The sequence below is a fragment of the Kitasatospora sp. NPDC023118 genome, assembly GCF_055560875.1.
Genome location: NZ_JBVHHW010000046.1, coordinates 1 through 13,472 on the forward strand (window position 1 = coordinate 1; position 13,472 = coordinate 13,472).

At 75.7% G+C, this 13,472-nt stretch carries 10 protein-coding genes; 4 read left to right on the forward strand and 6 right to left on the reverse strand.

Annotated elements, in window-relative coordinates; genetic code table 11:
* Positions 1 to 342: 342 nt before the first annotated feature.
* The gene (locus ACZ3UD_RS35025; RefSeq protein ID WP_465597237.1) at positions 343 to 1,425 is read left to right on the forward strand and encodes a Zn-dependent alcohol dehydrogenase; all 1,083 of its coding nucleotides are present in this window, start codon (positions 343 to 345) and stop codon (positions 1,423 to 1,425) included.
* A 99-nt stretch (positions 1,426 to 1,524) separates the two neighbouring features.
* Here ACZ3UD_RS35025 and ACZ3UD_RS35030 read toward each other — a convergent pair whose 3' ends face one another.
* The 6 genes from ACZ3UD_RS35030 to lanL all read right to left on the reverse strand — a co-directional run bounded on the left by ACZ3UD_RS35030 (position 1,525) and on the right by lanL (position 10,228).
* The gene (locus tag ACZ3UD_RS35030) at positions 1,525 to 1,698 is read right to left on the reverse strand and encodes a hypothetical protein (RefSeq protein ID WP_465597240.1); all 174 of its coding nucleotides are present in this window, start codon (positions 1,696 to 1,698) and stop codon (positions 1,525 to 1,527) included.
* Between the two features lie 164 nt (positions 1,699 to 1,862).
* Positions 1,863 to 3,167 carry an ATP-binding cassette domain-containing protein gene (locus ACZ3UD_RS35035; RefSeq protein ID WP_465597330.1) on the reverse strand — a complete coding sequence of 435 codons (1,305 nt, stop codon included), beginning with the start codon at positions 3,165 to 3,167 and terminating at the stop codon, positions 1,863 to 1,865.
* A 149-nt stretch (positions 3,168 to 3,316) separates the two neighbouring features.
* Positions 3,317 to 4,765, reverse strand: coding sequence for an ATP-binding cassette domain-containing protein (locus ACZ3UD_RS35040; protein ID WP_465597243.1), 1,449 nt, complete (start codon positions 4,763 to 4,765; stop codon positions 3,317 to 3,319).
* 185 nt (positions 4,766 to 4,950) lie between these two features.
* On the reverse strand, positions 4,951 to 5,094 hold the full coding sequence (locus ACZ3UD_RS35045; RefSeq protein WP_157882160.1) for a VenA family class IV lanthipeptide: 144 nt from the start codon (positions 5,092 to 5,094) through the stop codon (positions 4,951 to 4,953).
* Positions 5,095 to 5,234: 140 nt separating this feature from the next.
* Positions 5,235 to 7,280 (reverse strand): alpha/beta hydrolase family protein, encoded by a 2,046-nt coding sequence (locus ACZ3UD_RS35050; protein ID WP_465597246.1) that lies wholly within the window; start codon positions 7,278 to 7,280, stop codon positions 5,235 to 5,237.
* On the reverse strand, positions 7,277 to 10,228 hold the full coding sequence (gene lanL, locus ACZ3UD_RS35055) for a class IV lanthionine synthetase LanL (RefSeq protein WP_465597249.1): 2,952 nt from the start codon (positions 10,226 to 10,228) through the stop codon (positions 7,277 to 7,279). Before lanL ends, ACZ3UD_RS35050 begins: the two co-directional genes overlap by 4 nt.
* A 486-nt stretch (positions 10,229 to 10,714) precedes the next feature.
* On the opposite strand from lanL, the gene ACZ3UD_RS35060 reads away from it, so the two are divergent.
* Genes ACZ3UD_RS35060 through ACZ3UD_RS35070 form a run of 3 tightly spaced genes read left to right on the forward strand, consistent with a single transcriptional unit; the run spans position 10,715 to position 13,456 of the window.
* Positions 10,715 to 11,551 carry a Nif3-like dinuclear metal center hexameric protein gene (locus ACZ3UD_RS35060; RefSeq protein WP_465597252.1) on the forward strand — a complete coding sequence of 279 codons (837 nt, stop codon included), beginning with the start codon at positions 10,715 to 10,717 and terminating at the stop codon, positions 11,549 to 11,551.
* 23 nt (positions 11,552 to 11,574) lie between these two features.
* Positions 11,575 to 12,318, forward strand: a complete 744-nt coding sequence (locus ACZ3UD_RS35065) for a zinc ribbon domain-containing protein (RefSeq protein ID WP_465597255.1) — start codon at positions 11,575 to 11,577, stop codon at positions 12,316 to 12,318.
* A 4-nt stretch (positions 12,319 to 12,322) separates the two neighbouring features.
* On the forward strand, positions 12,323 to 13,456 hold the full coding sequence (locus ACZ3UD_RS35070) for a bifunctional RNase H/acid phosphatase (protein ID WP_465597258.1): 1,134 nt from the start codon (positions 12,323 to 12,325) through the stop codon (positions 13,454 to 13,456).
* Positions 13,457 to 13,472: the final 16 nt, after the last annotated feature.

Genomic DNA, 13,472 nt, shown 5'->3' on the forward strand with positions numbered 1-13,472 from the left:
GTCAGCGTCCTGTGGGCCCTCCTGCGCGACAACCGGGTCTTCACCCCCGATCCGGCCGCGCAGACGGCTTGACTCAATCATTGAGACTCCTCGGGTTCGGTACGGCTTCGGTACGGCGGACGGACGTGCTCGGACCCTACTCGACGGTAGCGGCGGGCGGGAGCGGGGGCCGGGTGCTCACCTGGGGCGACTCGACGGGCGATGCCGAGGGCGGGTCGTCGGTCGGCCGCCCGGGCTCCGTCCGCGTGCCGGCCGGCTGTTCTGGAACGCGTTCTAGTCCAGCCTGGCCGCCCGTGCCAGAATCGGCCCGACCGTCGATCCACGCACACCGGGAGCAGCTCCATGCGCGCAGCCGTCCTGCACAAGACCGGCCAGGACACCCTCGACGTCCGCGAGGACGTCACGACGGTCGGCTTCGGACCGGGCACCGTACGGGTCCGGATGCGCGCCGCCAGCCTGTGCCACTCCGACCTCTCCGCGATGAGTGGCGTCCTGCCGCAGCCCGCGCCGTTCGTCCCCGGGCACGAGGGCGCCGGGGACGTCGTCGAGGTCGGCGAGGGCGTCAGCGGCGTCGCGCCCGGGGACCGCGTGGTGCTCTGCTGGATGGCCCCCTGCGGCCGCTGCGCCCACTGCGAGCAGGGCCGCGGCCACCTGTGCATCGCCAGCCTGCGCCGGCTCGGCGCCCCCGGCTTCCGGTTGGCGCACGACGGTACGGAGGCCTCCGGCTTCTACGGCACCGGGGCCTTCGCCGAGGAGGTCGTGGTCGCCGCCGACGCCGTGATCAAGGTGCCGGCCGACCTGCCGTACGAGGCGGCCGCGCTGATCGGCTGCGGGGTGACCACGGGCATCGGCGCCGCGGTCAACACCGCCAAGGTCGAGCCCGGCGCCTCCGTCGCCGTGATCGGCGCGGGCGGCGTCGGAGTGGCCACCGTCCAGGGCGCCCGGGTCTGCGGCGCCGCCCGGATCACCGTCGTCGACCCGGTCGCCTCGCGCCGCGAACGCGCGCTCGCCTTCGGTGCCACCGAGGCGATCGCGCCCGAGGAGCTGAAGCCCGTCGCCAAGGGCCTGCCGGGCGGCGGCTTCGACTACGTCTTCGAGGCGGTCGGCCGCTCCGCCACCGTCCGGGCCGGCTACGACGCGGCCCGGCGCGGCGGCGCCCTGGTCGTCATCGGGGCGGGCGCGCAGGACGACCGCGCGCATTTCACCATGGGCGAGCTGTTCTTCAACGAGAAGCGAGTGCTGCCCTCGCTGTACGGCGGGGCGCCGGTCGCACGCACCATCGGGCTGATCGTGGACCTCTGGCGGGCCGGGCGGATCGACCTCGACGGGATGGTCACGCACCGGGTCGGGCTGGCGGACGTGAACGAGGCGATCGCGCAGATGCGCAGCGGCGAGGCGCTGCGGACGGTGGTCTCGCTGGGGTGACGGCGTTTCGGCGGTGACGCGCGAGGGCCCGCCGGGTGTGTTCCCGGCGGGCCCTCGTCGTTGTCTCCCGAGGGTTCTCCCCAGGCTGGAGGCCTGTCCTCAGACCTGAGCACCGGCCGCGCGGTGGCGGCCGTGCGGGTCGGAACCGGGAGTTTCGTCGGCCGCGGACGCGCCGCGGTGGCGGCCGTGCGTCGCGGTGTCCTTGGCCGTCTTCTCGTCGGCGTCGGTCCCGTTGATCGCGGGTCCGGTGGTGTCGGTGAGGGTGTCGGACATGAGAATCGTCTTCCGTGCGAGGGTGCAGGTCATCGGCGCCCGTCCGGCGCCTGCGGCGCACGGTCGGGTCCCCGATCGGGGCGCTCGGTACGCGCCCACAGCCGGTGATCGCGGCCCGTGCCCGGGCCACCATAACGGCCGGGACGGACGAGATCCTATCGAGATCATGCCGCGAGTCCCGCGCCGAGCCAGTGCCCGACCAGCTCCCGGTAGAGCGGCGACAGCACCTGCAGGTCCCCGTGCCGGGCGAGCACGCCCCGACCACCGTCCAACAGCAGCACCCGGTCCGCCCGCAACGCCGAACTGATCCGGTGCGCGATCACCACCAGCGTCCCGTGCCGCGCCGCGAAGGCCCGTTCCACCCGCTCCTCGGCCGCGGCGTCCAGATGGCAGGTCGCCTCGTCCAGCACCACCAGCGACGCGGACGACAGGTACGTCCGCACCAGTGCGATCAACTGGCACTCACCCGTCGACAGTTCACCCGGATCGCCCAGCGTGCCGTGCAGCCCGCCCAGACGTGCCACCAACTCCCCGGCGCCCAGCCGCTCCACCGCCTCGGCCAGCCGCGCGTCGCTGCTGCCCGGGGCGAGCCAGGCGAGGTTCTCCCGCACCGACCCCGGAAACACATACGCCTCCTGCGGCAACAGCGAGGCCGGCGGTGCTGCCACCGTCCCCGCCGTCGGCACCACCAGCCCGGCCAGCAGCGCCGCCAGCGTCGACTTCCCGGTCCCGCTCGGCCCCACGACGGCGACGTGCTCCCCGGGGCGGAACACGGCGTCGAGCCCGTTGAGGACGGGGGAGGCGGTGAAGCCGTGCGCATACCGAACGCCGTGCAGCCGCACCTCCCCGACGGGTGGCGGTGAGGCTTCGGGTACGGCGCCCTCCGCGCCTGCGGCCTGCGCGCTGGGCCAGGTGCCGAGTGCCTCGCCCGGTTCGCTGACGTCACGCCGGCCGCCCCGGTCTGTGGTTCCCCTGGCGTCCGGTGCCTGCGTCCCGGGCGCCCGGCCGGCACCGCGCCGACCGTCCGCGCCCGCCGTCGCACCGGACGGGTCACCGTCGGCCGTGACCGTCGCCAGGCGGTCCAGCACGACAGCGAGGTCGAGCAGCCAGCCGCCGACCGTACCGGCCAACGTCCGTACCGCCGGGTCGAGTTGTTGCAGCAGATAGGTGGCGACGCCGAGCAGCTCGCCCGCGGTCAGCGCGTCGTGCGCGAGCAGCCACGGTGCCGCCGCGAGGACGGCCGGTACCGGCAGCCGTCCGCCGAGCGCCACGACGAGCGCACGCAGGGCCGAGGCCCGGCCCAGCGCTCGGGAGGCGGCCGCGCTCTCCTGCGCGGCCTCGGCCAGCGCCCGGGCGGCCTCCTCCCCGGTGCCCGTCGCCTGTACATCGCGTAGCCCGTGAAGGGTCCGTCCGGCGTCGGCGGCGAGCCGCTCCTCCGCCAGCACGACCGCCCTCCGCCGGGACACCATCGGGCGCAGCAGCCGGACGAACAGCACCCCGGCCGCGGACAGCGGCAGCAGCACCAGTGGCAGGACGACGGGCGCCAGCAGCGTCAGCCCGATCAGGGCGGCGACCAGCGTGACCCCCACCCCGCGCAGGGTGCGGAGCAAGGTCGCGGTCAACTGCCGCGCGGACTCGACCTGCTCGGTGAGCCGGGCGACCTCGGCCGGATCCGCCGAGGGGCGCGCGAGCGCACTGCGGACCACCCGCTCGACCAGCGCGTCCCGCAGCGGCTCCACCACCCCCGCGAGGTAGGGGAACCCGGCCCGCGCCGCGTACGCCCGAACCCCCGTCGCCACCCCGAACCCCGCCAACCAGGCCACCCCGCCGCGTCGCGGATGGTACGGCCGACCAGTGACGGACGGGCGAAGGCGTAGCCGACCGCCTGCCGCAGCCCGGCGGCCGACAGGGCGCCCACCGGGACGCCGTCGATCAGTACGGTGCCCTCGTCCGGGTCACGCAGCCGTCTGGGCAGGGCGGCCAGCAGCGACTTGCCGGAGCCGGAGCGTCCTACCAAGGCGACCGTACGGCCGCCGGGGACGGTGAGCTCGAGCGGCCCGAGCAGCACCCGGTCTCCGTCGCGCACCACCACGCCCCGGAGCGAGACCTCCCCGGGCCCGCCCGCCGGGAGCGCCGCCGTACCGATCGGCGCGGGCGCGAGGGCCAGCAGTTCGTCCACCCGGGCCTGTCCGGCGCGCGCGTGCGCGACCCCGACGAGCGCCTCGACCTGCTCGAACAGTCCCGCGCCCAGCGCCGCCCAGCCCGCCGCCGCGGTGAGCGCGCCGGGGGCCAGGGCGCCGTCCGCGAGCAGAGTGCCGGCGGTGGTGAGCACCGCGACCTCGACCGGCGTGATCAGCGCGGTCGCCTGCCAGGCGGTGCGCCGCTGCGCCGCCCAGAGCGCGTGCCCGGCCGCGGAGAGTTCCGGTAGTGGCGCCAACACCCGTGCGGCCTCGCGCGGTTCGGCGCGTGCGGCGTGAATGCTGCGCAGTCCGGCCAGGGCGCCGCCGAGCCGGGCGACGATCTCGGCCTGGACTTCCTGGTAGCGGGCGAAGACCGGCCCGGCCTGGCGTAGGGAGAGCCGGATCAGCAGCACACCGGGCACCACGCCCGCGAAGAAGGCCAGTGCCAGCCACGGAGACAGCACCGCGAGCCCGACGATCGCGCCCACCGAGGTGAGCAGCGCCGTGGCGGCGCCGAGGGCGGCGGGCAGCCGGCCGCCCGCGTCGCCCGCCGAGCCCAGCAGCCGGGCGGCGAGGTCGCCGGGAGGCGGCCCGCCGTGCAGTCGGCCGCCCGGCCCGAGGGCGAGCAGGTGGCGGACCACGCGTCCGCGCAGGGCGGCGGTGGCCTCGGCCGAGCAGGCCGGTCCGGCGGCCGCGGCGGTGGCGTTGGCGGCGGCCGCCGCGCCCAGGGTGCCGGCGAGCAGCGCGAAGGCGCCGGGCCCGGACCGGTGGCCGAGGACGGCGTCGACGGCGCCGGCGAGCACGGCCGGCAGCGCGAGGGTGGTGGCGGCCTCGACCGGCAGGGCGATGCCCAGGGCGAGGGTCCATCCGGTGGGGAGGCGGGGCACGTCATGGCTCCCGTCGGGGAATCGGGAAGTCAACGGAAGAAGTCAACGGAAGGAGAAGCCAGCGGAAGGAGAAGCCAGCGGAAGGGGAAGTCAGCCGGAGGGGACCGAAGAAGACGGGTGCCGTCCCCGCCTGTCCGGACGGGCGGGGACGGCACCCATGGGCTACTGCCCGGTCAGCCGATGGCTCAGCTGTTGGTGAAGATCAGGCAGGTCAGGATGAGACAGGTGTACTGGCAGCCGCTGCCGTGGCCGGTCAGCTCGACGGACTCGGTCTCCGGCAGGTCCTGCAGCGCCGCGAGGTCGGTCTCGAAGTCCACCATGTTCTCCATGATCGGGTCCTCCCCTTGGGTTCACGCCCGCCGCGATCTGCCTGCGGGCGTCGGGTGTTGCCCCCGGGCGGCCTCCATCCGCCGCACCGGGGGTGGTGCCCCGGACCGCTGTGGGTCCGGGAGTCTGTGGGAAGCCGGGGTCAGCCCGGCCGGCCGGTCCGCAGGAAGGCGGCCAGCAGCTCGTGCAGCACGGCGGCGCCCTCCTCGGCGAGCACCTCGTGCCCGGATCCGGCCGCCTCGACGTACCGGAAGTCCACGCCCTCGACCCGGCCGATCCGCAGCAACTCGTGCCGCAGTGACCGGGATTGGCTGACCGGCACGACCTCGTCCCGGTTGCCGTGCACCACCAGCAGCGGCGCGCTCAGCCGGTGCGCCAGCTGGAGGACGTCGCGCGGGCCGCGGGCGTCGGCGATCGGCTCGCCGCCGCCCAGCCGGGTGGTCAACGCCCGTACGGGGGGCGCCGCTTCGGCCAGCAGTCGGGCGCCGGACAGGAACGGCGCGACCACCGCGCAGCGGGCGACCTGCTCGGCCGGTGCGTGCGCGGCCGCCAGCAGCGCCAGGAACGCGCCGTAGCTGACGCCGAACAGCGCGGGCGGTTCCAGGCCGAGTGCCGCGCGCTGGCCGGCGATGCCGTCCAGCAGGTACAGCACGTCGTCCAGGTCGGGTCCGCCCCAGGCGCCCCGGATGGCCAGCGCGTGCGGCACCCCGTAGCCGGTGGAGCCGCGTTGGTTGGGTGCGACCACCGCCAGGCCTTCGGCGGCCATCCGTTGCAGCGCCGGGTCGAACTCCAGCCGCCAGGCGTCCGCCGGGCCGCCGTGCAGCGCCAGCACCAGGTGCGGACTGCTCAGCCAGGCATCTCCGCCGTACACCACCGCCTCCAACGGGCCTGCCGGGCCCGCGAGTTCGAGGCTCTGTGCGGGCTGCCAGCGGCCGCCGTCGCCGGGCGGCGTGCTGCCGTCGAGACGCCAGCCGGCGGGCGGGGTGCGGGCGGCGCGCAGCCCGCCGGGCTGCCAGGGCAGTACGGTGTCCCGCCACGGGCCGGGCAACCCCGAACCCAGCGGCGCGAGTTGGAGCGGCAGCGGCATGGGGCTGGAACCGGCCGGGACCGGGCCGTGCGCCAGTAGTGCGTCCACGTCCAGGGTGGCCAGTGCCGCCGGGTGGTCGGGCGAGGAATAGGGGAGCCGCAGCCCCGCCTCGCTCCAGTGCCCGACCGCGCCGAGCCGCCCGGGCGGCACCGGCAGCGGGTCCAGCCGGCCGACGCCGGGCCGCCACAGGGCGAGCGCCGACCCGGCGCCGTGGTCGATCTGTACGGCTACCCGGGGGCCGTCCGCCGCCTGCCGCAGTGCGACCGGTCGCAGGAACATGCCCGCGACGTGCAGGCATTCCGGGAACCGCAGCGGTTCGCCGCCGCCCAGCACGCCCCAGCCGAGCCGGTCGGTGCCGGGCGCGTCGCTGCGTACCATCGCGAAGCGGGTGTCAGGGTCGAACAGCACCAGCCGGTCGTTGCTGCGCTCGCCGATCTCCAGCAGCGCGGTGGTGGTCCCGCTGCGCAGGTCCAGTACGACGGTGCGGATCAGTCCACCGGCCACCCGGTCCAGCGCGAGCAGCGCGCCCGCGTGGTCCAGCCAGGCGCCGCCGCCGTGCAGGCCGGGGATCTCGGCGAGCTGCTCGGGCTCGCTGCCGTCCGCCCGGACCAGCCAGACGGTGGTCGCCGGACGGGTGTCCGTGCCGAGCGCGAGGGCCACCGGGGTGCGCGGGCCGGCGTCGGGCGGCACCGGGAGCGGCAGCAGGCGCAGTCCGGGCATCCGGAGCGAGGCCAGCTGCTGTTCCACGGCGGCGTTTTCGCCTGGCAAGCCGGACGGGCCGAATGGGCCTGACGCGCCGGACGATCCGGATGGGCCGTGCGAGAGGCGGACCAGGTCGTGCCGCTCGCCGTCGTGCCGGCAGATCAGCGCCGAGCCGTCGGGCAGCGCGACCAGCTGTGAGCGCAGGTTCTCCGAGCGGTTGCCGGACAGCGGCAGCGCGGTCGGTGCGGCTGGTTCGCCGTTCGAGGGAAGTCGCCAGCTCTCCACGTACCAGCCGCTGTCGGCGGCCGCGGCGAGGCAGGCCGCGTGGCTGCCGTCGGCGGCGAAGGTGAAGCTGAGGCGCCGCAGGGCCCGGGTGGAGGTGCGGATGGCCACGTTCATGCCTCGCTCACCCCGCCTGTGCCGGAGGGGAGTCGGCGTCCCACGGGCGGGACCGGATCGAGCCAGAGCCGCGGGCCGCCGTGGCGCAGCCGGAGCAGGAAGGCCAGCGGGCCCGCGGTGCCGGTGCCGTAGGCGGTGGCGCAGCCGGTGCCGGTCTCGTCGGGGAGCGTCAGCAGGCCGTCGCGCAGGGCGGCTCGGGAAGCGATCAGCTGTCCCAACTCATCAGCGCCGGTGTGGAATTCGGGATCGCCGGTGGCCTCGGCGAGGTCCAGCAGGTACTCGCCGTCGCCGGCCAGCCCGTGGCAGGCGCTCACCCCGCTGTGCCAGCGGCCGGCCAGTACGGCCCGCCCGGCGGCGCGGGCGAGGTCGAGGGTGGCGGGCTCGCCGGTGGCCCGCCAGAGCCGGAGCAGGAAGCTGCCCGCGCCGGAGGAGCCGCTGCACCAGTGGGAGAGCCGGATGTGCTCGGGGTCGGCCGCGTTCTGCGGCCACCAGGCGGTCCGCCGGTCGGAGCCCCACCGTACGGTCGCGGCGAGCGTCCGCCCGGCGTCGACGGCGGCGGCCAGAGCGTCGGAGGCCAGAGCGTCGGCGGCCAGAGCGTCGGCGGGGAGAGGGGCGGTGGCGAGAGCGCCGGAGGCGAGCGGGCCGTCGCGCAGGCCATCGACGGTGAGAGCTTCGGCGAGGGCGAGGAGGAAGGCGCCCACGCCCGCCACCCCGTGCGCGAAGCCGAGATGGGTGATCCCCGCGAGCGCCGAGTCGAAGTCCGCCGGCACCGGCCAGACCGTCCCGTGCGGCTCCTGCCGCGCGGCGGCGAGCAGGGTTCGGGCGCAGCCGGCGGCCCGGGAAAGGAAGTCATCGCTGAAGCCCTCGCCGAAGCCCTCGTCGAAGTCCTCGTCGAAGTTCTCGGCGGCGAAGCGCAGTTGGGCGAAGCCCGCGCCTGCCGCGCCGTGGCACACGTCGGGGTTGGGCCACTCGACGGCGACCCGGCGGGCGAGCGTGGCGGCCCGCTCGGCCAACTCGGCGTCGCCGAGTGCGCGGGCGGCGTCCAGCAGCGCCCACGCCGTGCCCGACCGCCCGAAGTGCAACCCGGGCAGCACCACCGGTTCGGCCGCGACGCGCCGTTCGATCCAGCTCGCGGCGGTACGGGCCGTGCGCGCGGCCTGCGCCCGGACGTCCTCCGGCAGCCCGTCGGCCGTCACGGCCCGCGCCAGGACGGCGAGCACGCCGGCCGCGCCGTGCTGGACGTTGCACGGGTCCGTCCGCTCCCCGGCGGGGACGACGGGCCAGAGCCGGTCGGCCCGCTCGGGCGTCGCGGTGGCGGCGAGGTGCCGCAGGCCGTCGCACAGCAGTCGGTCGAGCGGCGGGCCGTCGCCGTGCCGGGCGGCGGTGCCCGTGCTCTGCCGGGCGGCGGCCGCATGCCACAGCGGACTGACGGCGACCGAAGCGGTGCCGCCCAGCTCCGCCCGAGCCCTCGCCACCCCCCACCGCCGGCACGGTTCCTCCGCCCGCAGCCCCAGCACCACCGGCGCCAGCCGTCGCGCCGTCGCACCCGTGCGGGCCGCGAGGGCGAGCCACCGCCCGAGGCGCTCGGCGACCGGACGGGCCTGCGGCAGGTCCTCCGGCAGCAGCGGGTCGTGCCCGGTCGCGAGCAGGAAGAACAGCCCGCCGAGCGCATACAGGTCGACGGCCGGGTCGGCGATGCAGGAGCCGGCCAGGGCCAGTCGCCCCTGCTCCGGGGCCCGGTAGCCGGGGGTGCCGGCCGAGCCGGCCCGGTGGCCGGTCTCGGCGGCGAGTTCGAGGTCGACCAGCCGCAGGCCGCCGTCCGGGCGGACCATCACATTGCCGGGGGAGAGGTCGCGCAGCACCAGCCCCTGGGCGTGCACCCGCTCGACCAGGTCGAGCAGCCCGTGCACCACCGGCTCGGCCTCGGCCCAGTCCACGTCCGGGCTGCCGTCGCGGCGCAGCCGGGCGGCGACCCAGGCGCCCAACGGCTGTCCGGCGATTCGTTCCTGCACCAGGAAGACGGAGTCGTCCTGCTCGATCAGTTCGACGGCGCGCGGCGCCAGCTCCTGCCCGTCCAGGCGGGCGAGCAGTACGGCCTCGTGCCGCAGCGCGTCGCGGGCGTCCGTCCCGGCGCGGTCGACCTCGATGTACGCGCGGGCCTGCTTGACCACGACCTCCGCGCCGCTGGCCGCCTCCCGCCCGAGGAACACGCCCCCCTTCGCGCCGTGCCGTACGGCGGCGGTCACCGCGTACCGCCCCGCCAGCAGCACCCCGCCCTTGCGCCGCCCGACAGCGGGAGAGGAGAACGGGTCCCGCACCCACCCCGGCGCCCGGTACGACCCCCCGCGCACGTCCTCGGCCCGCTCCCCGCCGGGCCCGCGCAGCACGGACCGGTACTCCCCGTCGTTGCCCAGCTCCGCCCGCGACGCGAACGCGCCGTACCGGTAGTGCACCCGGCTGCCCGGCCGGTACGGCCGGTCCGACAGCACCACAGGCCCCGGCAGCCCGGCCGTGACCCGGTCCAGCTCGGCCGCCAGTCGCTGGAACTGCGCATCGTCCGCCGGGTAGACGGTGATGAACTTGCCCGCCGAACCACGGTCGCTGTTACGGGAGTTGAGCTCGCGAAGACGCTCCTCCCCGGCGGCGAACTTGAAGTCGCACGGGTCGGCGGCGAGCACCCGCACCACCGCCGCGAGCACCTCCCCGCCCACCACCGACGCCGCGCTGACGTGGAGCTTCCAGCCCTGCTCCGGTAGGGGCGATGACGCGGACGGCCTGGCCGTGCACCAGAAGCCGCCGACGGTGACGTCCCAGCCGCCGTCGCCTCCCCGGCCTCCGGCACCGGCCAGCGTCGCCCGCGTCGTCTCCGGCCACGAACCGGCCGCACCCGGCCCGTGCCCTGCCGACCCCCGCCCCCCGGCCGTACGCAGCGATGTGCCCGCCCCCATTCGCCACCACATCCCTTCGTCTCGACCGCCGTGTCCGGGTGCCACCGCTCGGCACCAGGGCGCGGCGGCACGGCCTGATCGGTTTCCCCGGAAGGATCGGGAGCGCCGCTCCGGCGCGGGAGTCCTCGCCCGGACCTCCGGCCCACCGGTCGGGGCTACTGCCGGGGCAACTCCCGTTCGCAGGACTGAAGTTAGTTTCGAGAAAACCGGCGGCTCAACGCAGAGCCGGTCACTTCACTCGTAAGGGTGATCCAGGACCGGTTTCGAATTCGTACGAGAACCCTGCTGTGAGTAACGGGTGCCGGGCGCACGGGAGCGCGCGGCCCGCGCGGGGCGCTCCGAGGCCTGCGCCGCAGGTTGACGCGCATCCGTACGCCCAAGGCACCCGCGTCCGGACACCCCGGGCGCCTACGCCCGGACACCCGAGGACGCCACCCCCGAACGGCCGAGGCCCGACCGCCCCCGCGCGCACGGTAGTCTCGACAGGTGCCGAAACTGTCCGACGTCATCACCGCGCTCGAAGAGGTCTACCCTCCGCAGTGGGCGGAGTCCTGGGACGCCGTCGGCCTGGTCTGCGGAGACCCTCAGGCCGAGGTCAGCCGCGTGCTGTTCGCCGTCGACCCCGTCCAGGCGGTCGTCGACGAGGCCGTGGAGTGGGGCGCCGACCTCGTCGTCACCCACCACCCCCTCTACCTGCGCGGCACCACCAGTGTCGCCGCCACCACCTTCAAGGGCCGGGTGGTGCACACGCTGATCACCAACGGCATCGCGCTGCACGTCGCCCACACCAACGCCGACCACGCCGACCCCGGCGTCTCGGACGCGCTCGCCGAGGCGGTCGGCCTGCGGGTCACCGGCCCGCTGGTGCCGGACCCGACCGACCCGCTGGGCCGTCGCGGCACCGGCCGGATCGGCCTGCTGGAGCCCCCGCTGACCCTGTCCGCCTTCGCCGCGCAGGTCGCCGCGGGCCTGCCCGCCACCGCCGCCGGGGTCCGTGTCTCCGGCGACCCGAACCGGCTGGTCAGCCGGGTCGCGGTGTGCGGCGGCTCGGGCGACAGCCTCTTCGCCGACGTACGGGCGGCCGGCGTGGACGCCTATGTGACCGCCGACCTGCGCCACCACCCGGCGTCCGAGGCCGCCGAGGCCGCGCCCGTCGCGCTGATCGACGCCGCCCACTGGGCCACCGAGTGGCCCTGGCTCGCGCTGGCCGAGCGCGCCCTGCGGGGCGCCGCCGACAAGCGCGGCTGGGCCGTGGAGACCAAGGTCTCCCACCGGGTCACCGACCCGTGGACCGCGCACGCCCCCATGTCCTTCACCGCCTGACCCGATTCACAGGAGCTTTCCGCTTGAACGCCGCGCCCGCCGACCAGATCCGCCTGCTCGACCTCCAGGCCATGGACTCGAAGCTCGACCAGCTGGCCCACCGGCGCCGGAGCCTGCCGGAGCACGCCGAGATCGAGAAGGCCACCGCCGACCACACCGCCCTCAAGGACCTCGTCGTCGCCGCCGAGGCCCAGAAGGGCGACACCGCCCGCGAGCTGGCCAAGGCCGAGCAGGACGTCGAGCAGGTCCGCTCCCGCGCCGCCCGCAACCAGCAGCGCCTGGACTCCGGCGCGATCACCTCGCCGAAGGACCTGGAGAACCTCCAGCACGAGATCGGCTCGCTGGCCAAGCGCCAGGGCGACCTGGAGGACGTCGTGCTGGAGATCATGGAGCGCCAGGAGACCGCCAAGGCCCGGGTCGAGGAGCTGAGCGCCCGCCTGGAGCACTCCACCGTCGTCCTCACCGAGGCCGAGGGCCGCCGCGACGCCGCCTTCGCCGAGATCGACGGCGAGGCCGAGAAGGTCAGGCGCGACCGCGAGACCGTGGCCGCCGTCATCCCCGCCGACCTGCTGAAGGTCTACACCAAGCTGCGCGAGACCCAGGGCGGCGTCGGTGCGGCCCGCCTCTACCAGCGCCGCTGCGAGGGCTGCCGCACCGAGTTCTCGATCACCGAGCTGAACGCCATCAAGGCCGAGCCGGCCGACAAGGTCGTCCGCTGCGAGAACTGCTCGCGGATCCTGGTCCGCACCGCCGACTCGGGCGTCTGAGCCGGTGACGGCGCGCTTCATCGTCGAGGCCGACGGCGGGTCCCGGGGCAACCCGGGGCCGGCCGGTTACGGCGCGGTGGTCCGGGACGGCGACACCGGGCAGCTCGTCGCGGAAGCCGCCGAGTTCATCGGCCACGCCACCAACAACGTGGCCGAGTACCGGGGCCTGATCGCCGGCCTCAAGGCGGCCCGCGAGCTCGACCCGGACGCCTCGGTGGACGTCCGGATGGACTCCAAGCTGGTCGTCGAGCAGATGTCCGGGCGCTGGAAGATCAAGCACCCCGACATGCGGCCGCTCGCCGCCGAGGCGCGCACGGTCTTCCCGCGCGGCCGGGTCACCTACACCTGGATCCCGCGCGAGCGGAACAAGGACGCCGACCGGCTGGCCAACGAGGCCATGGACGCCGGCCAGGCGGGCCGCCGGTGGGAGCCGAAGGCCAAGGCCATGGTCGCCGACGAGCCGCCGCTGGAGACCCCCGCCCCGAAGACCGGCTGGGCCGCCCCCGCCGACCTCGGCACCCCCACCACCTTCGTCCTGCTGCGCCACGGCGAGACCCCGCTCACCCCGGAGAAGCGCTTCTCCGGCAGCGGCGGCACCGACCCGGAGCTCTCCGACAAGGGCCGCTGGCAGGCCGAACGGGCCGCCGAGGCGCTGGCCGCACGCGGCAGCATCCAGGCGGTCGTCGCCTCCCCGATGCGCCGCACCCGGCAGACCGCCGAGACCGTCGCCGCCCGGCTCGGCCTGGAGGTCCGGTTCGAGGACGGGCTGCGCGAGGTCGACTTCGGTGACTGGGAGGGCCTGACCTTCGCGGAGGTCCAGGAGCGGTACCCGGACGACCTGTCGGCCTGGCTCGGCTCCGCCAAGGCCAAGCCGACCGGCAGCGGCGAGAGCTTCACCACGCTCACCCACCGGGCCGGCGTCGCCCGGGACAAGATCCTCGCCCGGTACGCGGGGAAGACCGTGCTGGTGGTCTCGCACGTCAGCCCGATCAAGACCCTGGTCCGGCTGGCGCTCGGCGCCCCGCCGGACTCGATGTACCGGATGGAGCTGTCCGCCGCCTCGATCTGCGCCGTCCAGTACTACGCCGACGGCAACGCCTCGCTGCGGCTGCTCAACGACACCTCGCACCTGCGCTGACGTCGGTGGGTGGGCG

Bases quoted from the DNA above. Each gene is read 5' to 3' on its own strand.
- ACZ3UD_RS35025 (WP_465597237.1), top strand. From the start codon at position 343: ATGCGCGCAGCCGTCCTGCACAAGACCGGCCAGGACACCCTCGACGTC.
- ACZ3UD_RS35030 (WP_465597240.1), bottom strand. From the start codon at position 1,698: ATGTCCGACACCCTCACCGACACCACCGGACCCGCGATCAACGGGACC.
- ACZ3UD_RS35035 (WP_465597330.1), bottom strand. From the start codon at position 3,167: ATGGTGTCCCGGCGGAGGGCGGTCGTGCTGGCGGAGGAGCGGCTCGCC.
- ACZ3UD_RS35045 (WP_157882160.1), bottom strand. From the start codon at position 5,094: ATGGAGAACATGGTGGACTTCGAGACCGACCTCGCGGCGCTGCAGGAC.
- ACZ3UD_RS35050 (WP_465597246.1), bottom strand. From the start codon at position 7,280: ATGAACGTGGCCATCCGCACCTCCACCCGGGCCCTGCGGCGCCTCAGC.
- lanL (WP_465597249.1), bottom strand. From the start codon at position 10,228: ATGGGGGCGGGCACATCGCTGCGTACGGCCGGGGGGCGGGGGTCGGCA.